The organism is Mobilicoccus caccae, from assembly GCF_030161635.1.
In the GTDB taxonomy this organism is placed as follows: domain Bacteria; phylum Actinomycetota; class Actinomycetes; order Actinomycetales; family Dermatophilaceae; genus Mobilicoccus; species Mobilicoccus caccae.
Map to the genome: position 1 here is coordinate 131683 of NZ_BSUO01000001.1, position 19177 is coordinate 150859.

24 protein-coding genes are annotated in these 19177 nt (G+C 71.1%); 12 read left to right on the forward strand and 12 right to left on the reverse strand.

All coding sequences use genetic code 11. The annotated features are described in order from the left end of the window. The first annotated feature begins 7 nt into the window (after positions 1 to 7). Positions 8 to 943: a helix-turn-helix domain-containing protein gene (locus QQK49_RS00685; protein ID WP_284302193.1), complete on the forward strand. Its 936-nt coding sequence runs from the start codon at positions 8 to 10 to the stop codon at positions 941 to 943. Then, a complete protein-coding gene (locus QQK49_RS00690) occupies positions 940 to 1485 on the forward strand; it encodes a dihydrofolate reductase family protein (RefSeq protein ID WP_284302195.1) in 546 nt (181 codons plus the stop codon). The genes QQK49_RS00685 and QQK49_RS00690 overlap by 4 nt, the downstream gene beginning before the upstream one ends. A 222-nt stretch (positions 1486 to 1707) precedes the next feature. Here QQK49_RS00690 and QQK49_RS00695 read toward each other — a convergent pair whose 3' ends face one another. The 3 genes from QQK49_RS00695 to QQK49_RS00705 form a co-directional block, all read right to left on the reverse strand. Continuing rightward, positions 1708 to 2121, reverse strand: a complete 414-nt coding sequence (locus QQK49_RS00695; protein WP_284302196.1) for a PIN domain nuclease — start codon at positions 2119 to 2121, stop codon at positions 1708 to 1710. Further along, on the reverse strand, positions 2118 to 2297 hold the full coding sequence (locus tag QQK49_RS00700; protein WP_284302198.1) for a hypothetical protein: 180 nt from the start codon (positions 2295 to 2297) through the stop codon (positions 2118 to 2120). The genes QQK49_RS00695 and QQK49_RS00700 overlap by 4 nt, the downstream gene beginning before the upstream one ends. Before the next feature lie 73 nt (positions 2298 to 2370). Next, positions 2371 to 3288 (reverse strand): SDR family oxidoreductase, encoded by a 918-nt coding sequence (locus QQK49_RS00705; RefSeq protein ID WP_284302199.1) that lies wholly within the window; start codon positions 3286 to 3288, stop codon positions 2371 to 2373. Between the two features lie 478 nt (positions 3289 to 3766). On the opposite strand from QQK49_RS00705, the gene QQK49_RS00710 reads away from it, so the two are divergent. Beyond that, complete coding sequence (locus QQK49_RS00710) at positions 3767 to 4408, forward strand: cation efflux transmembrane domain-containing protein (RefSeq protein ID WP_284302200.1); 642 nt, start codon at positions 3767 to 3769, stop codon at positions 4406 to 4408. A gap of 195 nt (positions 4409 to 4603) precedes the next feature. On the opposite strand, the gene QQK49_RS00715 is transcribed toward QQK49_RS00710, so the two are convergent. The 3 genes from QQK49_RS00715 to QQK49_RS00725 all read right to left on the reverse strand — a co-directional run bounded on the left by QQK49_RS00715 (position 4604) and on the right by QQK49_RS00725 (position 6852). After that, positions 4604 to 5251: a DUF1349 domain-containing protein gene (locus QQK49_RS00715; protein WP_284302202.1), complete on the reverse strand. Its 648-nt coding sequence runs from the start codon at positions 5249 to 5251 to the stop codon at positions 4604 to 4606. A 215-nt stretch (positions 5252 to 5466) separates the two neighbouring features. Next, positions 5467 to 6207, reverse strand: a complete 741-nt coding sequence (locus QQK49_RS00720; protein WP_431310503.1) for an NADPH-dependent F420 reductase — start codon at positions 6205 to 6207, stop codon at positions 5467 to 5469. 57 nt (positions 6208 to 6264) lie between these two features. Further along, the gene (locus QQK49_RS00725) at positions 6265 to 6852 is read right to left on the reverse strand and encodes a TetR/AcrR family transcriptional regulator (protein WP_284302204.1); all 588 of its coding nucleotides are present in this window, start codon (positions 6850 to 6852) and stop codon (positions 6265 to 6267) included. A 110-nt stretch (positions 6853 to 6962) separates the two neighbouring features. On the opposite strand from QQK49_RS00725, the gene QQK49_RS00730 reads away from it, so the two are divergent. From QQK49_RS00730 to QQK49_RS00740, 3 genes are all read left to right on the forward strand, one after another. Next, positions 6963 to 7463, forward strand: a complete 501-nt coding sequence (locus QQK49_RS00730) for a flavin reductase family protein (protein ID WP_284302205.1) — start codon at positions 6963 to 6965, stop codon at positions 7461 to 7463. A gap of 25 nt (positions 7464 to 7488) precedes the next feature. Then, entirely contained in the window at positions 7489 to 8817 is a 1329-nt protein-coding gene (locus tag QQK49_RS00735; RefSeq protein WP_284302207.1) for an NtaA/DmoA family FMN-dependent monooxygenase, read from the forward strand. Positions 8818 to 8881: 64 nt separating this feature from the next. After that, entirely contained in the window at positions 8882 to 9613 is a 732-nt protein-coding gene (locus tag QQK49_RS00740) for an NADPH-dependent F420 reductase (RefSeq protein ID WP_284302208.1), read from the forward strand. A gap of 237 nt (positions 9614 to 9850) precedes the next feature. On the opposite strand, the gene QQK49_RS00745 is transcribed toward QQK49_RS00740, so the two are convergent. Beyond that, complete coding sequence (locus QQK49_RS00745; RefSeq protein ID WP_284302210.1) at positions 9851 to 10591, reverse strand: SDR family NAD(P)-dependent oxidoreductase; 741 nt, start codon at positions 10589 to 10591, stop codon at positions 9851 to 9853. Between the two features lie 82 nt (positions 10592 to 10673). On the opposite strand from QQK49_RS00745, the gene QQK49_RS00750 reads away from it, so the two are divergent. Next, positions 10674 to 10862, forward strand: a complete 189-nt coding sequence (locus tag QQK49_RS00750; RefSeq protein ID WP_284302211.1) for a hypothetical protein — start codon at positions 10674 to 10676, stop codon at positions 10860 to 10862. A gap of 33 nt (positions 10863 to 10895) precedes the next feature. Here the strand turns inward: QQK49_RS00750 and QQK49_RS00755 are convergent, their stop codons facing one another. Both QQK49_RS00755 and QQK49_RS00760 read right to left on the reverse strand, forming a co-directional pair. Beyond that, on the reverse strand, positions 10896 to 11576 hold the full coding sequence (locus tag QQK49_RS00755) for an NUDIX hydrolase (RefSeq protein ID WP_284302212.1): 681 nt from the start codon (positions 11574 to 11576) through the stop codon (positions 10896 to 10898). Between the two features lie 261 nt (positions 11577 to 11837). Beyond that, positions 11838 to 12155 carry a hypothetical protein gene (locus QQK49_RS00760; RefSeq protein WP_284302213.1) on the reverse strand — a complete coding sequence of 106 codons (318 nt, stop codon included), beginning with the start codon at positions 12153 to 12155 and terminating at the stop codon, positions 11838 to 11840. A gap of 284 nt (positions 12156 to 12439) precedes the next feature. On the opposite strand from QQK49_RS00760, the gene QQK49_RS00765 reads away from it, so the two are divergent. The 3 genes from QQK49_RS00765 (at position 12440) to QQK49_RS00775 (ending at position 14399) form a co-directional block, all read left to right on the forward strand. Beyond that, positions 12440 to 12616 carry a DUF1731 domain-containing protein gene (locus QQK49_RS00765; protein WP_284302214.1) on the forward strand — a complete coding sequence of 59 codons (177 nt, stop codon included), beginning with the start codon at positions 12440 to 12442 and terminating at the stop codon, positions 12614 to 12616. Between the two features lie 92 nt (positions 12617 to 12708). Next, on the forward strand, positions 12709 to 13311 hold the full coding sequence (locus QQK49_RS00770) for a hypothetical protein (RefSeq protein ID WP_284302215.1): 603 nt from the start codon (positions 12709 to 12711) through the stop codon (positions 13309 to 13311). 248 nt (positions 13312 to 13559) lie between these two features. Then, positions 13560 to 14399 (forward strand): fumarylacetoacetate hydrolase family protein, encoded by an 840-nt coding sequence (locus QQK49_RS00775; RefSeq protein WP_284302216.1) that lies wholly within the window; start codon positions 13560 to 13562, stop codon positions 14397 to 14399. A 111-nt stretch (positions 14400 to 14510) separates the two neighbouring features. On the opposite strand, the gene QQK49_RS00780 is transcribed toward QQK49_RS00775, so the two are convergent. Together QQK49_RS00780 and QQK49_RS00785 are read right to left on the reverse strand one after the other, a co-directional pair. Further along, positions 14511 to 15302 (reverse strand): HNH endonuclease signature motif containing protein, encoded by a 792-nt coding sequence (locus QQK49_RS00780; protein WP_284302217.1) that lies wholly within the window; start codon positions 15300 to 15302, stop codon positions 14511 to 14513. Beyond that, entirely contained in the window at positions 15299 to 16237 is a 939-nt protein-coding gene (locus QQK49_RS00785) for a hypothetical protein (protein WP_284302218.1), read from the reverse strand. The genes QQK49_RS00780 and QQK49_RS00785 overlap by 4 nt, the downstream gene beginning before the upstream one ends. A gap of 298 nt (positions 16238 to 16535) precedes the next feature. Between QQK49_RS00785 and QQK49_RS22465 the strand changes: the two genes are divergently transcribed. Next, the gene (locus QQK49_RS22465; protein ID WP_348536032.1) at positions 16536 to 16709 is read left to right on the forward strand and encodes a hypothetical protein; all 174 of its coding nucleotides are present in this window, start codon (positions 16536 to 16538) and stop codon (positions 16707 to 16709) included. After that, the gene (locus QQK49_RS00790; protein WP_348536033.1) at positions 16703 to 17152 is read left to right on the forward strand and encodes a GNAT family N-acetyltransferase; all 450 of its coding nucleotides are present in this window, start codon (positions 16703 to 16705) and stop codon (positions 17150 to 17152) included. The genes QQK49_RS22465 and QQK49_RS00790 overlap by 7 nt, the downstream gene beginning before the upstream one ends. Positions 17153 to 17621: 469 nt before the next feature. On the opposite strand, the gene QQK49_RS00795 is transcribed toward QQK49_RS00790, so the two are convergent. Beyond that, a complete protein-coding gene (locus QQK49_RS00795; protein WP_284302219.1) occupies positions 17622 to 19049 on the reverse strand; it encodes an FAD-dependent oxidoreductase in 1428 nt (475 codons plus the stop codon). Between the last annotated feature and the right edge of the window lie 128 nt (positions 19050 to 19177).

Sequence of the window (19177 nt, forward strand, 5' to 3'; positions counted from 1 at the left end):
TGAGGTCATGACGACGCCTGCCCGAGATCGCCTGCGCGAGCTGCTCGATGCAGTGCTCGACGAGGATCACCGCACGCTCGGCGACATGGCCCAGGGCGCGTTCTCCTCGCCGTTCCACTTCAGTCGGGAGCTGATGCGCGGGGCCGGCGAGCCGCCGGTGACGATGCGCCGCCGGGTGCTGCTCGAGCGTGCCGCGTGGTCGCTGGGGCGAGGTGGGTCGGTGACCGACGCGGCCTTCGCCGCGGGATACGAGTCGGTCGAGGGGTTCTCGCGGGCGTTCGCCCGGGCCTACGGGCACCCGCCCGGCTCGGTGGCCGCGCGCCCCGGGAGTCACTGGTTGCCCTCCCCGAACGGGATCCACTTCCATCCGCCCACGTCGCTGTGGGTCGACAGTGGCGAGGCGAACTCGGCTCACCCCGTCGGTGCGGGTCCGCTCGAGCTGATGGTGCACCACGACATCGACGACATCCGTGCCCTGCTCGCCGCGGCGGCGACACTGCCTCGCGAGGACCTGGACGCCGTCCGGGTCGCCGGCAGCGTGCCCCTGAGCTGGGACGGTCCCGACGAGACGATCGGTCAGGTGCTGCGCCACCTCGTACAGACCAAGGAGGTGTGGCTGGCCGCCGTCGAGGGTCGGGACCTACCCGAGCTGTCGGCCGACGCATCGATCGAGGTGCTCGGAGAACGCCACGACGAGGTGGCCGCCCACTGGCTCGCCCTGGTGCGCGACACCGACCGCCGCGGAGCGTGGGCCGACCGGATCGTCGACGCCTTGTGCGAGCCGCCCGAGAGCTTCGTCCTCGGCGGCATCGTCGCCCACGTTCTCACGTACTCCGCGCACCGACGTCAGCTGCTCCGGCTGATGCTGCGCGCCCCGGGCCGCACCCTCGACGAGGGCGACCCGATCACCTGGCTCCGACGACGCTCGGGAGGCACGGCATGACCCGCACGATCTTCTACACCGCCGCCACACTGGACGGCTACCTCGCCGACGAACACGACTCGCTGGAGTGGCTGTTCGTGCAGGACATCGACGCCGACGGGCCGAACTCCCACGGGGCCTTCATGGCCGGGGTCGGGGCGATGGTCATGGGCCGGACGACCTACGACTGGCTCCGCGTGCACTTGCAGCGGACGGGGGAGTCGTGGCCGTACGCCGTGCCCGCCTGGGTGCTCAGCCACGCGACGCTGCCCGACATCGACGGCGCGGACCTGCGCTGGGCGCAGGGGGACGTCGCCGACGTTCATTCCGCCCTCGTCGAGGCCGCGGGAGGCAAGGATGTGTGGGTCGTCGGCGGCGGTGACCTCGCCGCCCAGTTCGCCGACGCGGGTTTGCTCGACCAGATCGTCATCTCCATCGCCGGCGTCACCCTCGGCGCCGGACGGCCCCTGTTCCCACGCCGTTTCGCCCTCGAACTCACGGACGTGGCGCGCAACCGCTCGTTCGTCTGCGCGACGTACGCCGTCAAGGGGCCGCTGGAGTAGATCGCGCTGTGAGCCCACGTTCCCGACGATGACGATGTCATGATGAATCCCTCGCCGAGGCCATCCACTCCGCCTACGACCTCGCCGATCCCTACTGACCCGACGGCGCCGTCCGGGCATGGATCGCTCGGTCGGGATCAGGGCAGGGTGACGCCGGTGTGTTGTTCGAGCCGTTGCAGGAGGCGTGCCTGGAGGGCGGGGTCAGTCCCTGGCCGGAGCGGGTCACCCTAGGCGCAATCGCTCCACCGATTGCCCGGTGACCTCGGCGATGAGGTCGAAGTCCTTGTCGAGATGGAGGACCGTGAGCGACTCCGCCTCGGCAGTGGCGGCGACGAGCAGGTCGGGGATGCCCGGCGCGCGGTGTCGCCCCTTGCCGGCCAGCAAGCGTTGCACCTCGAGTGCACGCAGTTCAGCGGCAGGCGTCGTGTAGGTGACGGGCATCAGGGAGACCGGCGGTTCGGTCACGAGCGATGCCCAGTCGGTGCTGTTGCGCGCTGAGAACCCGATCTCCAGCAGCGTGGGGGTGCAGATGTGGACAAGGCCGCGTCGGATCCGTTCGAACCATTCGGCGGCGTCGCCGGCGGTGGCGATCCGCCACAGGGCGGATTTGGCGAGCAGCCAGCGGCCGTCGCTCACGACCAGGCGTCCCGCATGAGATCGTCGTCGCCCAGCGAGGCGAACTTGTCGAAGTCCGAGGCGGCGACGGGTGCGCTGCCCAGGTGGGCCTCACGCTCGACGGTGCGCCGCAGGAACTCGGCGCGGGAGATACCGAGGCGCGCACTGGCACCGCCTCCGCCGCCATGCTGATCCACGTGGGAGACGCGCCCCACTCGTCCGTCGGGCGCAGCGGTCGGGTGCCTCACCGGCACCCGACCGGCCCGCAGGTCACGGGGTGGGCATGCCGCCGTTGACGTTGAGCGTCTCGCCGATCACGTAGCTCGACTCGGGGGAGGCGAGGAAGACGTAGGCGGGCGCGAGCTCGGTGGGTTGGCCGGCGCGACCGAGGCCGGTCGCCTTGCCGAACTCGGGCAGGTCTTCCGGAAGCTGCCCGCCCGAGGGCTGCAGCGGCGTCCAGATCGGGCCCGGGGCAACCGCATTGACTCGGATTCCCTGCGGAGCGAGTGCCTCGGCCAGTCCCTTGGTGAAGTTGTTGATCGCGGCCTTCGTCGAGGCGTAGTCGAGCAGCGTCGGCGAGGGCTGGTAGGCCTGGATCGACGTCGTGTTGATGATGCTCGAGCCGGGCTTCAGGTGCGGCAGCGCCGTGCGGACCAAGCGGAACATGGCCAGGATGTTGATGTCGAAGGTCGCCTCGAGCTGCTCGTCGTCGATCTTGTCGAAGGACTCCGTCGCCACCTGCTTGCCGCCGTTGTTGACGAGGATGTCGAGGCCACCGAGAGCCTTGACTGCCTCGTCGACCAGCTTCTTCGTGAACGCCTTGTCGCGCAGGTCGCCGGGGATCGTCGCGACCGTGCGTCCGCTCTCGCGAATGATCTCGGCGACGTTCTGGGCGTCCTGGTCCTCCTCGGGCAGGTAGGTGATGGCGACGTCGGCGCCCTCGCGCGCGAACGCGATCGCCGTCGCGGCGCCGATACCGGAGTCGCCGCCGGTGATGAGAGCCTTTCGACCCTCGAGGCGGCCGGTGCCGCGGTAGGACTTCTCGCCCAGGTCGGCCTTCGGGGTCATCTCCGCGTCGAGGCCGGTGCCGGGCAACGCCTCCGCCGGCGGGCTGATCGAGGGGTAGCGCTTCACCGGGTCCTGCAAGGTCAGCTGGTCGGTGGTGGTCGTGTGAGTGTCCTGCGACATGAGACTCCCTTGATAGTGGGTCCGGCGCGTGTCCGGGCGTGGGCGGTGTCGTCGCGCCGATCTGGCATCCGTCGCCGACTTCTGTACCCGTCCAGGCGCATTCGACACGTGGGGGTCAGCGCGCTTCTGGAGCCACTCGGGGTCGGCATCATCGGTCCCCGCGCCGTGCGATCTCACCGCGGGTGACGCGGACCGGTACGCCTCTCCGGGATCGAAGAACAACACGGACGACATCGAGACCGCGGCCATCTGAAGCACCGCAGGTCAGACGGTTGAGGGTTGCGCTGACAGCCCGCCGATGTCGTCCGTGTTGTTCTTCCCCGTCGGGCACCCGTCGCCCCGGGGCCCGTGTCCCACCGGATCGGGGCCGGTCCGAGGCGGGTCGCACACCCGATGACCACGGGGAGGGTGCGGCCCTGATGGGTGCGTCGGCCGGGTCGATGGCAGGGGGTCGGCGCCGGGCCCCGAGGATGGCGGGGTGGACGACGCGCGCGGTGACGAGGCACAGGTCGATCCGCGCACCGTGCGCCGGACGGTGCTGGCGGCGGCGGGGCTGAACCTCGGCTACTTCTGGGTGCAGGTCGCGGTGGCGCTCGCGATCGGGTCGGTGGCGCTGTTCGCGGACTCGGTCGACTTCCTCGAGGACACCGCCGTCAACCTGCTGATCTTCGTGGCCCTGGGCTGGCCGCTCGCGCGACGCGCACTCGTCGGGCGGGTCATGGCCGGGATCATCCTCATCCCCTCGGTCGCGGCGGCCTGGATGGCGCTCGTGCAGGCCAGGAACCCCGAACCCCCGGACGTCACGGCGCTCGTGGTCACCGCGGGCGGGGCGATGGTCGTCAACGGTGCGTGTGCACTGATCCTGGCCCGGATCCGCCGGCATGGTGGGTCGCTCACGGCGGCGGCGTTCCTGTCGGCCCGCAACGACGTGCTGGTCAACCTCACGATCATCGTGATGGCCCTCGTGACGTGGTGGACCGACAGCGGGTGGCCGGACATCGTCCTCGGCGTCGTCATCCTCCTGCTCAACGCCACTGCGGCCAAGGAGGTGTGGGAGGTCGCCACGGAGGAGCACCTCGCCGCCAAGGCCCTCGCCGGCGAGGACATCGACGACGACTGAACGACGACACCCCGACGTCGTCGGCATCGGGAGAGTCGTCGAGTGCGGACATCGTCCTGATCTCGGGAGGTCGCTGCTCCCGAGGCTCCGCCCACCGAGCGGGCAGGGATAAGGACAGCTCCGGTGCCGTGATGACGACACCGGAGCTGTCCTACCGGCTGTCCGCTCGCACTCAGGCGTGGAGCGGCGCCCTCATCAGTGCAGAGAGAGGTCGGCGGCGGTGGTGCGCCAGTCGTGGAAGCGGACGACCAGGCCCGCGCGGGTGGGGGCGCAGACGAAGGGGCCGGCCTCGAGTGGCTCGCCGGGGTCGGTCGGGGTGACGCGCACGAACTGCCACGGCCCCCGGTCCTGCCCAGGGGCGGTGTCGGTGTCCTGATGCGCGGCGGCGCGGACGATGAGGGCGTCGCCGGTGCGGCTGACGCGGACCGTCACGACCGCGCCGTCCCGGTCACCGGCCGGTGCGACGGACCAGTCCGAGCGGTCGCGGGTGACGACGGCCCCGAGCTGCAGGATGCCGTCGGAGCGTTCCAGGCCTGCCTTGACCCAGGTGCGCTCGTCGGCGCGCACGAACACCCCGGCCTGATCGAACTGCTCGGGCAGGTCGGCGGTGAAACTCACCTCCACCGCCGTCCCCGCCTTCAGGGGTGCGAGGAGCGCGTGCTCGGAGTCGTGGACGAATCCGTAGGACGTCGTGCGCCACGCATCGGACCCCTCCGCCGCGGTGACGAGCAGATCGTCCCCGTCCTCCCTGATCCCGGCCGGCGCGTTCGTCCAGCGTCCGTGCGACCACGGGTGGCGCACAGGCAGGACGGTGGGCGAGGTCGTGGGCTCGGGGGAGGTCATGCTGCCCATTCCATCAGTCGACGTACCCGAGGGTGGGCGCGGGGACGCCGTGGCGAGGCGGGGACCGGGACATCTCGTCGCGTGAGCGGCGCAGCCGGCGCCCTCGCGGGCCTGACCGGCTGAGGGTGCAGGGATGAGTGCAGGATCGCTGCTGTCATGGCGACACCGGCCCCGCACTCATCCCTGCATCCATCCAGCCGCGGCGGGACGAGTGCTCAGCGGTAGAGCAGCCGGTTGAGCTGGGTGAGGAATGCCGCGTCGACGGTCGCGGACGGATCGTCCACCTTGTTCGTGATCACGTCGATGGCGAGGTCGCGGCGGCGCGGCAGTCGATCCTTCTGCGCCGCGGCGAGGGCCGAGGGGATCTGCTCGGCGGTCAGGCTCGTGCAGTAGACCGGCGACCCCGGCTGCTGACGCCAGGACTCGCTCAGCGAGCCGGCGTCGACCGCGTCGAGCCCGGTCTCCTCCACGAGCTGCCGGGCGACGGCGCTCGCGCGCTCGTCGTCGCCGGCCACCGGGATCGCGATGCGCCCCGCGTCGCCGGAGCCCGCGGCTGCCAACGTGTCGGCCAGGACGGCGTTCCAGGCCTTGACGATCGAGCGGCCCAGCTGCTCCACGACCCACTCGCTCTCGACCTGACCGTCGTCCAACGCCTCGATCTGACCGTCGCGAGCCGGGTAGTAGTTCGAGGTGTCGATGACCACGGTCCGCTCGTCGGCGGCGGCCACGACCGGCGCCAGGTCGGGGATGCGCGCCAACGGGATCGACAGGATGAGCACGTCGACCTCGGTCGCCGCCTCCTGCGCGGTCACCGCCCGGGCGCCGGCGGAGGTCACGTCGGCCTCGATGGTCTCGGGGCCGCGGGAGTTCGCGACGAGGACGTCGTGGCCGGCGCGAGGCAGCCGCTGCGCCAGCGTGGTGCCGATGTTGCCGACGCCGATGATGCCGATCTTCATGTCAGGGCCTTTCCGTCGAGGGTGCGTTCCACCGCGAAAACGGAGAGGTGGTCCGTTTCATTCCCTGCCGGTCGATGTCGCCCAGCCGCGGCGCAGCATCTCGCGCAGGCCGGGCTCGACGGAGTCGTCGGCCGAGTCGGCGCCGCCGGCCCATGCGGCGGCGAGCGTGCCGAGGTAGAGGTCGACCCCGCGCACCCCGGGACGGGCGTGGCCGTCGCGCTGCGCCGCCACGAGGAACCGGTCGGTGGTGGCGATGACCTCTTGGCACGACGGCGCCAGTGGGGAGGTCTGCTCCCGGTGGGCCGTGCGCAGCGGCTCGGGCAGGCCCTCGAACGCCTGCATCCAGGCGCTCACCGCCGTGAGCCAGCGATCCAGTGCGGCCCGCGAATCGGTCTCCTGCGCCTCGATGTCGGCCTGCTCGGCCCGCAGGTCGGGACCGCGGTCGGCGAGGACGGCGGCGATGAGTTCCTCCCGGTTGGGAAAGTGCCGGTAGAGGGTGCCTGCGCCGACTCCCGCTCGCTTGGCGATCGCGTCCATCGACACCTCGACCCCGGTCTCGGTGAAGCCCTGCTCGGCCACGGCGAGGATGTGCGCCCGGTTGCGCTGGGCGTCCGTGCGGGGGCGGCGGCCGGTCGGCTGGGTCATCGGGTGAACACCTCACTGGCGCGGATCGCGCCTGGACTCGAATAGCGGAGATGGTCTCCGTATCGTAGAGGCCGAAGCGGAGAAGCTCTCCCATTATCTCGGAGGACAGGATGACGGTCAATCACGCGCCCACACGCACGGCGCCGGGCCCCGAGGCGATGCGGCACGCCCTGGCAGCCTTCCCGACCGGAATCGCCCTCGTGGCCGCGCAGGTGGAGGGTCGCACGGTCGGCATGCTCGCCAACTCCTTCGCCTCCGTCTCCCTCGACCCGCCGTTGGTGTCGATCGCCTTCGCGCGCACGTCGACGACCTGGCCGGTGCTGCGCCGCGCCGACCGCTGGGGCATCAGCGTGATCGGCGCGGACGACGCGCAGAGCGTCGCAGCCTTGTCACGTCCGGCGAGCACCCGCTTCGACGACGTCCCGGCCGAGATCGCGGTCGACGGCAGCGTGCTCCTGAGCGACGCCGCCGCGACGTTCACCGTGCAGCGGCACGCCGAGGTGGCCGCCGGCGATCACGTCCTCACCCTTCTGCGGGTCCTCGACCTGCACCGCGACACCTCCCTGCCCCTGGTCTTCCACGGCAGCGCCCTGCGCCGACTCGCCGACTGACCGCGCTCACGCCACGAAGGAACCCATGACCAGGCAGTCCCGCCAGATGCTCATCGGCCTGCAGCTCGGCAACGGCTACGGCAGCCAGCCCATGTCCTGGCGCGCTCCCGGCGTCGACCCGGCCAACTACACGAGCTTCGACGCCCAGGTGCGATACGCCCAGGCCGCCGAGCGTGGCAAGATCCAGTTCTTCTTCCTGCCCGACTTCGCCGGCCTGACCTCCGACGTCACGAACGACTCGCCGCAGCTCACCCTGGAACCGCTGCTGACGATCGCCGCCGCGGCCCGCGCCACGGAGCGCATCGGGTTCGTGGCCACCGGTTCCACGACCTTCACCGAGCCGTACAACCTGGCCCGCCAGTTCAAGACCCTCGACGTCATGAGCCACGGCCGCGTCGGCTGGAACGCGGTGACCACCAGCGACCCGAACGTCGCCGCCAACTACGGCGCCCAGATCGCGCCACGTCCCGAGCGCTACCAGCGCGCCCACGAGACGATCCAGATCGTCCAATCCCTGTGGGGCAGTTGGGGCGAGGACGCCTGGCTCAAGGACACCGAGACCGGGCGGTTCGCCGACCCCGACAAGATCGTGCCGATCAACCTGCAGGGACAGCACGTCGCCTCCCGCGGGCCGCTGCCGATCCCGCCGTCGGAGCAGGGGCAGCCGGTGATCTTCTCCGCCGGCGGCGGGGAATACGGGCTCGGCCTCGCGGGCCGCTACGCCGGCGGCGTCATCGGGGCGACGTTCTCGATCGAGGATGCGCGTGCTCAGCGCGAGTCGATCCGGGAGGCCGCGCGCGCTGCCGGACGCGACCCCGACGAGGTGAAGTTCTTCGCCGGGGTCATGCCCGCCATCGCACCCTCGGTGCGCGAGGCCGTCGACCGGCGGCTGCGGATCGGGGAGTACTCGCTGGAGAAGCGCCTGCCCTACCTCGGCTCGATGCTGGGCATCCCGATCGAGGCGAGCCGGCTCGACCGGCCGCTGACGCCGGAGCAGTTGTCGGCGGCGCGACCGAGCCCGTTCGACCCGCGCGCGCCGCGCGCCCTGGAGGTCGCCCGCGAGGGCTGGACCGTGCGCGAGATCCTCGCCCACGGCGTCATCGACTACCACCCGACGCCGGTTGGCCCGGCCTCCGTCACCGCCGATCACATGCAGGAGTGGTTCGAGGCCGGCGCGGTCGACGGGTTCTGGGTGTCGGTCGATGTCTACGAGGACGGCATCGACACCTTCGTCGACGAGGTCGTGCCGATCCTGCAGGAACGCGGCCTGTTCCACACCGAGTACGAGGGCAGCACGCTGCGCGACCACCTCGGCCTGCCCCGGCAGTACGGGCTCGACCCGCGCCTGCACTGACCGCACGCGCCTGCACTGACCGCACCAGACGATTCGAACCGACCACGACAACCTGGAGGAACCCATGCGCATCGGCATCATCGGCGTCGGCCACATCGGCTCGACCCTGGCACGCGAACTCAGCCGGCGGGGCCACGACGTGGCCGTCGCCAACTCCCGCGGACCGGAGACCATCGAGAAGCACGTCCTCGCCCACGGAGCCCGCGCCGTCACGGCGCACGACGCCGTCGAGGTGCTCATCCTGTCCGTACCGCTCAGCGTCATCCCCGGCCTCGCCCCGCTCATCGCCGGTGTGCCGGAGTCGACGACGATCATCGACACCTCGAACTACTACCCCATGCGCGACGGCGACGACCTCCTGCCTTCGGGGCAGGCCGAGAGCGAGTGGGTCGTCGAGCAGCTCGGACGCCCGGTCGCCAAGGCGTGGAACACGATCGGGTCGCAGTCCCTGGAGCGCAAGGGCGCTGCGGCCGGGGCGCCGGGGCGCATCGCGTTGCCCGTCGCCGCCGACCGGCCGCAGGACCGCGACCGCGCCATGGGCCTGGTGGACGAGACCGGCTTCGATCCCTACGACGCCGGCGAGCTCGCGCAGTCCTGGCGTCAGCAGCCGGGAAACCCCTGCTACGGGACCGATCTCACGCTCGAGGAGCTGCCGGCGGCCCTCGCGGCGGCGGATGCCGAGCGGGCTCCCCGCCGCCGCGACCTCACCGTCGCGATCTTCGCCGAGCGGATGGGCTCCGGTGTCAACCCCGACGCCGACTGGGGCGTGGCCGTCTCCCGGCTCGTCTACGGCTGACCGGCCCGCCCGAGTGACAGGGCGTGCGCAGACGTACCCAGCAGGTCCTCGGGGCAGCTCGAGACGTCCCTCGTCGGTGATCGTGCCCAGGGCAGCGACGGCGTCGGTGACGGTGCTGGACAGGGTCTGATCGTCCGTCGGCGCCGCTCCGCCCCAGCGTCTCCCGGTGGTGAAGCCAGACGGTGAGTGAGACGCCCCCGGCCGGCCGCGTTTCGATCAGCGCGATCCGGGGGCTTCTCAGGTGGCCGGGAGCGTGTGTCCGGTGTGCTCTCCCAGGAGTCGAATCACGTCCGCCCGGAACTCCGGGTCGAGTGTCGCCGGATGGGGACGCTGCGTGCGCCGGTGGTGCCAGTAGCCGCCGGTGCGGGGCTGGATTCTCGCCAGGTCCGCGGTGGCGAGCCAGGTCTGCGTGGGGTGGGCCTCCTGGAGGCTGTCGGTCGCGCCGGGGCCGCCCATGCGCGTGGGTACCCAGCCGGGGTCGACGGCGTGCACGGCGGTTTCCGGGATGGAGTCCGCCAGCGCCATGGCCAGGGTCGTGAGCAGCAGCTTGCTCGTCGAGTAGGCGGACGTCGCCCCGGAGGAATCATCGAGGTCGAGCCCGCTCAGGTCTCTCGAGCCCCCGCGATGCATCGAGCTGCTGAGTCCGATCCACCGCACCGGTGGCGTCATGAGGGCGGTGAGCAGGTAGGGGGCGACGACGTTGACCGCGAACACGTCCGGTCCGTCGATGACCCCGGCGTTGTGGATGACGGCGTCGAACCGGCCGATCTCCTCGGCCTGGGCCGCCATCCGGGCGACCTGTGCGGGGTCGGCCAGATCGCCGCACACCATCGCCTCGACCTTCTCGGCCACGGCCACGCCTTCCACGCGGCCGGGGTGGCGGGCGTGGAGGACGACGTCGTGCCCGTCCTCCACGAGCGACTCGACGGTGGCGAGACCCACGCCGGCGGTGGCGCCGGTGACCAGGATCAGTGACATGGAGGGTTCCCTTCTCGGTGGTGCGGACGGCCCGTGGGCCCGTGGTCAGGACGCAGGCAGGAACTCGGGGAGGTCACGGGTCTTGTCACGACCGAGCCTGCCCAGCACGGCCCGGATCGGCGACCTCATGGGCCTCCGCGCGGACGTCGACGTTCTGCCCGCCCGGAAGGACGGGGCCCATTCGACGATCGTCACGTCCGAGCCGGTCCGATGCGGCCGGAGCGCGGTGCCCAACCTGGCGATGCTCGCCCCGGAGACGAGTACTCGATGATCCATGCCCGCTCCTCGCTCGAACTCGCTCGTGTCAGCGGTCCAGGTTCGGGTTTCGGTTCCGCCAGGTGCGGGCGAGGGTCAGCGCGGCCAGGCTGATACCGCAGCGCAGCCGGCCGGTCGCGATCAAGGTGTCGATCTCCTCCTGCGTGAACCATCCCGTGCGCTCGACCTCTGGGCCCTCCCCGGCATCGCCCGAGCCGTTCCCGCCGTCCCCATCTCCGGTGACGTCGTGGTCGCCGGTGCGTCTCGGTGAGTCCGCCTCGGCGGGACCGGCCTCCGCCACGACCACCTGCACCGACGCTGCGAACACCCCCGGGTCGGGGTAGATCTCACCGAGGTCGGCGACGAATCTCGCCTCCACCCCGGTCTCCTCGCTCAACTCGCGCAGCGCGGACTCCGCTGGGGTGGCGTCCTCCTCGTCGACCATGCCGCTCGGGACCTCCCAGAGCCGCACCCCGGGAGCGGGTCGGTCCTGTTCCACGAGCAGCACGCGCGGCTGCGGCCCGTCGCGCCGGACGCACACGCACATGGCCCCGGTGAGTCGTCGCTCTTCGTCGCCCATGACCAGGCGCAGGTTCGGGCGGGTCCACCCGTCGGATTCGCGGGTCGCCTCTTCGACCTGCCACCGGCCGTGCCGCTCGTCGGACCACAGTGCTCGCCAGTCCAGGGGTGGGCATTGCGGGGCGATTCCTCCCCACGTCCGGTCGTTCATCGTGTCTCCCTCGTCCGCCGATCTTCCCGGAGACGGCCAGATGCGAACAGTCCGTCCCGGGCGGTGTCACCTCCTCGACGGTATGCCGGGCTGAGGTCCGCGTCCTGCGCAAGCCGGTCGTCGAGGAGTGCGCGGCGGCCACCGCTGTCCAAGACGTCAGTTCAACTCGAGGCGGCATCGCACCGTTCGTCGGGCAGAGTGCCCTGTCACGGCCGTTACGCCCGCCGGAACCGCGACCACCGGGAGCCCACATGGCGAACGTCACATCCCCTCGACGACCGACACGGCCCCGTCGGCTCGGCCTCCGTCACGGCGCTCTACGACGTCGTCGTGCTCGGCTCGGGCTTCGGTGGGTCGGTCGCCGCGCTGCGCCTGTCCGGCGACAAAGACCGACTCGGCCGTCGACGAAGGCCCTCGTTCGCGATACGGACTGGTGCCGGTGGCGCCGGTGGCGCCGGTGGCGCCGGTGGCGCCGGTGGCGCGGGCAGGGGCCAGGTGGCACCGGCCGACGCCGATCTCGACGGCGGGTCGGGCGTCGATGATGTCTCGCCTCTCTCGGTCTTCAGCAGCTGCAGGCACGGGCTGTCGTGCGTGAGGTCTCGACCGGCGGAATATGCCCGTCGTCCTGCCGCGAATCCTGGGGCGGGTAGGTGGGCGAGCGGGTCTGGGCGGGCCGGTCGGTCACGGCCGACAGTGGTTCAGCTGGATCCACGTGCAGGACTGGCTGACGATCGCTCGCCGCCCTGGGGCTCGAGCCGGGGATCGACCTTCCGGCGGGCGTGGTCGTGGCTGCTGCGCCGACCCCTGTTCGCAACGCCGAACTGATGGCGACCCTGCGCCGCTCGACCGGCCGGAGGGCGGGCATGCCCACGCCTGCGCCGCTCCTGCGCCTCGGCGCCATCGGCTTGCGCACCGACCCGGCCCTGGCCCTGACCGGCAGACACGCGACCTCGCCCGTCCTGGCCGAAGCAGGGATGTGTTGGCAGCATCCCACCCTGGCCGGCGCTGTGGCAGACCCATTCACGCCGCGGCTCGAGTGACGACCCGGCCCCAGGTCTGGGGCAGCGCTGGGCAGGCTGGATGGACACCAGCGGGCTCCCGAGATCGCGAGAGGCGACCTATCGTCACGAGCGTGTCTCTTCATGTGCGAACCGCTGGGGACGAGGACGTTGCGCAGGCCGCGGACGTCCTCGCGCGGGCTTTCGCGACCGATCCGCCCTTCGTCGCCGCGCTCGGGCATCCTGACGAGCCACAGCGGCTGTTGCGCTGCCTCTACGCGAGCCTGCTGCGCCATCACTACCTGTCGCGCGGCGCCGTCGATGTGGCGGTGGACGGCGACGAGGTGATGGGTGTCGCCGTGTGGGGTGCGCCCGGGCGCGGGGCGCTGCCCCTCGGGGCGAAGGCCCGTATCGCCCGGGAGGTCCTGCCCGTGTACGGCCTGCGCGCCATCCGGTTGCTGCGCCAGGAGCGCATCATCGCGGCACACTACCCGCCGGGTGAGTACTGGTACCTGTTCGCCATCGGCGTGGGGGTGCCCGGCCGAGGCGTCGGAGGCCTGCTCCTAGACCACGGCGTCGCCCGCGCGACCGAGCACGGTTGCTACCTCGAGGCCTCGACCCCGTCCAGCGCTCGGCTGTACGAGCGCAAGGGATTCGTCCGGCGGGGCGACGTCGAGGTCGAGGGCGGCCCTCTGGTGCGGATGTGGCGTGAGCCGGCTCCTGTGAACCAGGTCTGAGAAATCGAGACGGGCGGACGGCCATCGGCCGGCGGTGACCTCGTGAGATAGCAGGCAAGGGTGAGGAAATCGTGCGGGCGGAGCTGCGTCACCCTTCGTGGCCCCGGGTGGCCGAGGCCCTCCCCACGACCCCTGGGCGTCGCCGCAGTCGGGCAGTCTGGGGTCGAACGGCGTCGTCCGCCGCCCCCGCCTCATGACGGCGCGACGGCCCGGCTCGTTCTCGACCTCATCGACCGAAAGGGCACGGCATGCGCATCGGCAATCTGGACGGGCGGCTGGTGATCATCGACGCCACGGAGACGCGAGCTCTGGATGTGGCGACGGCCAGTGGGGGGCGTTTCGGCCCCGATCCGCAGTCGGTGTTCGAGCGGTGGACGGACTTCGCCGGCTGGGCCGCATCGGCCGACGTCGTCGCCGGTGAGGAGTTCGACCCGATCCGGCTCGGACCGCCGGTGCCCCGGCCACCCCAGGTGTTCGGTATCGGCCCCAACTACCGCGACCACGCGCAGGAGGCAGAGCTCGACCTCCCGGCCGAGCCGATGGTCTTCACCAAGTTCCCCTCCTCGGTGACCGGCCCGTTCGCCGAGGTCCGGCTGCCGTCGGACCGTGTCGACTACGAGGTGGAGCTCGTCGTCGTCATCGGTAAGAAGGGGCATGCCATCCCGGTCGAGCGGGCGTGGGACCACGTCGCCGGCCTGACGGTCGGGCAGGACGTGAGCGAGCGTGCCGTCCAGTTTCGTGACAAGCCCGCGCAGTTCTCGCTGGGGAAGTCCTACCCGGGGTTCGCTCCGATCGGTCCCGCCCTGGTGACGCCGGACGAGCTGCCGGATCGGGACCGGCTCCAGATCGGCTGCCGCACGGGTGAGGAGACGCTCCAGCAGGGAACCACGGCCGACATGGTCTTCCCGGTGGCCGAGCTCGTGGCCCGGCTGTCGTCCGTCGTGACGTTGCTCCCCGGTGACGTTGTCTTCACCGGAACGCCTGCCGGCGTCGGCTCGGTCCGCTCGCCCCGCCGCTACCTCAGCCGCGGGGAGGTCGTCGAGAGCACCATCGAGGGCGTCGGACGGATTCGGACGACGTTCGTCTGAGCTCCCCCTTCTCCTGCCGGTCGACATGATGGCGTCGATGCAGATACGTCGCGCAGCGCTCTGTCTAGGTGGTGCGTGGCTGCTGGGGTCAACGCCGTGACGTGGCCACGGTCAGAAGGGTGGTGGTCCGGGGTCGGGGTTCGTCCACGGGTCTGTCGGTCGGTCGGGGCGACGTCGTGGGCGTGGTGGGAGGTGGACACGGATGGGGTCGTCGTCGAGGTCCCTCACCGTGATCATGTCGACGTGGTGGGTGCGTCGACAGTCGGGGCAGCGGTGGATGCGGTGGACGACCTGGTCCGGTGGGGCGGACTGGATCCGCCCCGGTTCGGAGGTTCCGGCATGCGTGTCCTGCGGGCCGTCGTGTGGGTGGTCGACTCCTGCGCCTGGACCTGGACCTGGGCCTGCGCCCGTGGTCGTGGCGGTCGCCGGTGTGCCGGCGAGGTTCTCCAGGAGTTCGTCGGGGTCGGGCGGGTCGGGGTCGCGGTAGTCCCAGGGTGTGGTGGTGTAGCGGCGTCCGGTGGGGGTGGTCCATGTGATGGCGCCGTCGGGGTGGGGTTCGCGATCGCAGTGCCAGGTGTGGCGGGTCTTGTGGTTGTGTCCGCGGCGGTGTTTGGGGGAGATGTTCTCCTCGGAGGTGGTGCCGCCGTCGGCGTAGTCGATGTCGTGGTCCATGTCGCAGGCCCCCGCGGGGCGGGTGCTGCCGGGCACCCGGGAGACCTGATCGCGAGCGATCACCTGCCGGCGCAGGCGCGCGGGGACCTCGTAGGCCTCGGTGGACAGGTCCAGCAGGTGCCCGGTCAGGGGGTCGGTGACCAGGCGCCGCCACGTGGACCCGGCGGCGTGGGCGACATCGCGCACGATGGCTGCGGAGATCCATTCGTGCCGCCCGGCGATGGGAGTCATGCCGGGGTCGGTGCTCGCACCGAGGAGCGAGGCCGCGGAGACGACCACGTCCACCCGTGCCGGGGGAGCGCCCCGCCGAAGGTGGCGTAGGGAGCGAGGTGGGTTTCCTTGAGAGTGGCGTCGGGCGAGCCGAGTTCGCCCCACTGCAGCAGGTCGAGGGTGATGTCGGAGCGGAGTTGGGCCAGGGTGCGGGTGTCGCCTTCGCGGCGCAGGCGGCGGGCGATGACATCGACGCGTTCGTGGGCTCCGGCCACGCGCAGCACGTGCCCGGAGACGGTGAGGACGGCTTCGCCGTCGGGCAGGACGTCGATGCGGGTGCAGCGCTGCCGCATGCGCTCGGTGTGCCGCTCGGTGATGTCGACGTGTCGGGTGACGAACCGGCGCAGCCGGGCCCTGAACACCTCGTGGGGGACGGCCAACCCGCCGACGCCGTCGACGGAGCGGGCCGGATAGGGCGCCACGACCCGGGCGACGAGCTCGTCGATGTGTGCGGCCGGGACCTGCGCGGAGGCCTCCATCACCGTGCGCGCCCGCTCCCAGGACAGCTGCCCGCGGCCCAGCGCGGCGCGGATCGGGCCGGTACGGGAGAGGTCGCCGCAGGCCAGCTCGAGGTGGGCCCGGCACTCGTGGGTCCGAAGTCCGGTGGCCAGGGCGATCTCGTCGACCACGCACGCGTCGACCTCGGCGACCTCCAGGTTCCGACGCGAGGGCGAGACGTCGGGAGCCAACCCCTGCAGGCAGTCTCGCCGCCGCGCGCGGGTCATGGCCTCGGTCACGGCCACCGACCGCGCCGCCAACGCCGCGGTCTCACGTTCGATCCGTTCCAACTCACTCAGCAACTCATCGCCGGACCACCCGGCGAACGAGCCCGCATCCACGAGTCCGGGACCGGCGTGCTCGTCAGGGGTGGGCGCGAGGGTGGGGGACTCTGTCATCGCCGTCGACACTGCCGTCGTCACCGCAGCTCACCCCCCGTCTCGTGATCGATCCCTGTGACAGAACTCTACCTCAGAGAGATCATGAGGGCAATGGTCAGAAGGCATGTATTCGTAAACGTGTACGACTTATCCACAGGCTGCGTGAAGCGCTCGAACATCCACATCCCGTCCCAACCGCCCGCCGAAGCCGCCTACCGACCGGCACATCGAGGCGTCGACCGGTGGGGGCGACGTGAGGAGAGAAGTTCGAAAGAAGCTCTTTCGGCGCCGGCCGCAGGGGCCTAGGGTCTCGGTCATGGCGACCACCGACCCGGGCCTCGTCGAGGTCAAGGCTTTGAACGACGCCACGTGGCCGCTGTTCGAAGCTCTTGTCGAGCGTCACGACGGCATCTTCGGGGGTGCTGGTGCATCTGGTTCCACCCCGGCTGTGTCGAGCGCGGGCAGAGCTACGAGGGCAATCGCGTGCTGAAGAAGCGACTGATCACCGATGGCGAGGCCCATGCGGCACTGGTCGTTCGACAGGGCGAGGACGGAGAGGAAGCCGTTGCTTGGGCGCAATACGGCTCATCGGAGGAGCTGCCGAACATTCATCACCGCAAGCAATACCTGAAGGACCTGTCAGCAGCCGGCGAGAGCGAGCCTGACTACCGCATCACGTGCATCTTCGTGGACAAGCGCTTCCGTCGCCATGGCCTGGTCACCGCCGCCTTGCACGGCGCACTCGACCTGATCGCGAGGGCCGGCGGCGGGATCGTCGAGGGCTACCCCCATATTCCTCGCACGGACAAGCCGACCTCCTCGTCGTTCTTCTACAACGGCACCAGAGCCGTCTACGAACGTGCCGGTTTCGAGTTCGTTCGCCCCAAGGGGCTGCGCAACACCGTGATGCGCCGGGCCGTCCAGCCCGCCTGACCACGTACTCGCCTCGTGCAGGCGGGCACGATCCCGGCGGACGTCACGCACGCCCACTCCTCCTCCAGGATGGTGCGACGGGTGCGGTGCGTCGTCACCGAGGAGGCCTCAGCGCCCTGACGTGCGCGTCCTGGACGTGCCCGCTGGAGTGCGGGGCTGCTGCACCCGCGCGGGAGAAGGCCCGACGCGGGCGGCGCAGCAGCCCGGTCCACCTCACAAGAACCGGTACTTGGCCTTGCTGATCATCAGGCCGCGCCCCGTGTCGAGGTCGGTGCAGGTGACGCCGGTCGTCTCGGAGGTGCACGTGTAGTCGCGGTTGCGGAGCGTCCAGCCGTAGGGCAGGACGGCCTGCGGGCCGTACAGGGACTTGAAGGGCTTGAGGTCGGTCTGGTGACCGTGTGGCCCCGCGCGAGCGCCGCACGGGCCAGTTCTGCTCCGGTGCCCGAGGAGGCACCGACGATGGTGATGTTCACGGTTGTCCCTTCTGCTGACGGATGGGGGTGATGACGCGGCGCACGGCCGGCCGGAGGCCGAGGACGCCTCGGACAGCGGTGCGGGCCACGGGGGTCCACCGGTCGCGGAACGCGATCCAGGGGCCGATCGTCTCGGCGTACCGGGTGAGGTCGGCGTCGGGACCGAACAGGCGCTGCTCGACCTCGCCGTCACTCCGGCCGAACCGGGCGGCGACGCTCGAGAGGATCCGCACGATGACGTTGCTCGCGGTCTCGGCGGGATCGGTGGTCCGCAGGTTCTCCTTGAGCTGCCACGCGTATTCGCCGAGCGCCTCCAGGTCGGGCAGGCGATTCCGCTCGTAGTCGGCCAGGGGTGTTGCGGAGTCGGTCGCGAGCGTGTCGGTGAGGAGGAACGCGTCCTCCAGGCCGGAGTTGACGCCCTCCCCGGTCGGAGGGATGACGCTGTGCGCGGCATCGCCGAGCAGGACGAGCCACTCGTCGAACGCGATGCGCGAGCACCGGACGACTGCACCGCCGAAGGGTTCACGGGCGAAGTAGGCCCGGTAGTCCTCCTCGCGCAGCAGCGGTGGGACGAGCGGGGCGTGCTCGGCCAGGTGGGCGCGCAGGGCGGCGACGTTCTCGTCCGTGGCGTCCGTGGAGAGAAGGAGGTCTTCGGCGGGGTCGCCCTTGATCGCTGTCACCGCGATGCACCAGACGCCGTTCGGCAGGGTGGCGGTGTAGATGCCCTTGCTCGTGAAGATGTGGTGCTGCGCGGGGTCCAGACCGGGCGCGGTCGCCCCCGCCTGGGAGAACAGGACGCGGAACTGCACGCCCCAGTCCCCGACCACCGGGTCGAACTCGGGCACGGCCTCGGCGAAGGACCCGCGGGCCGGGGACCACACGCCGTCACACGCCAGCACGATCGCGCGGCTCGCGTCGACGGTGACCGACTCGTCGGCGGTCGTCGTGAAGTCCAGGCGCCGGGCGTCGCGGTCCAGGGTGCTGAGCCGGTGGCCGGTGACGATCCGGATCCGCGGCTCCGTGCGGGCGGCGTCGAAAAGGATGCGGGTGAGGCGGGCCCTGGTCGTCCCGGTGAGCGTGCCCGAGGGCAACTTCGCGACGGTCCGGGTGCCGTTGCGGATGACGAACCCCTCGACGAGTTCGCCGGTGTCGCGCAAGGCATCCAGGAGGGCGGGGTCGATGCGGCGCAGCGCCTCCTGGCCGCGCACGTTGACACCGATCGGGTAGCTGTTCTCGTCGGTGAGGAGCAGCTCGTCCCGGCCTTCGTAGACGGTGACGGCCCGCCCCTGTTGCGCCGACAGCAGTGCTGCGGCCAGACCGACCGGCCCGGCGCCCACGACGATGACCTCGGTCGAGTCGGCGGGGGAGGCTTGGGCCGGGGACGTGTCGGCCTGGGGTGCCTGGGTGTTCTCGGATTGCGTCATGTCAGCGGTTCCCCCGCAACTCGATTGATATTCAGATTGACACATGATCCGGATCCCGCCGCAGGTCGCCGACACGGCACGTCAGCGCGCTACTCGGGCTCCGGTCCACCGCTCGTCATCGCTCACGT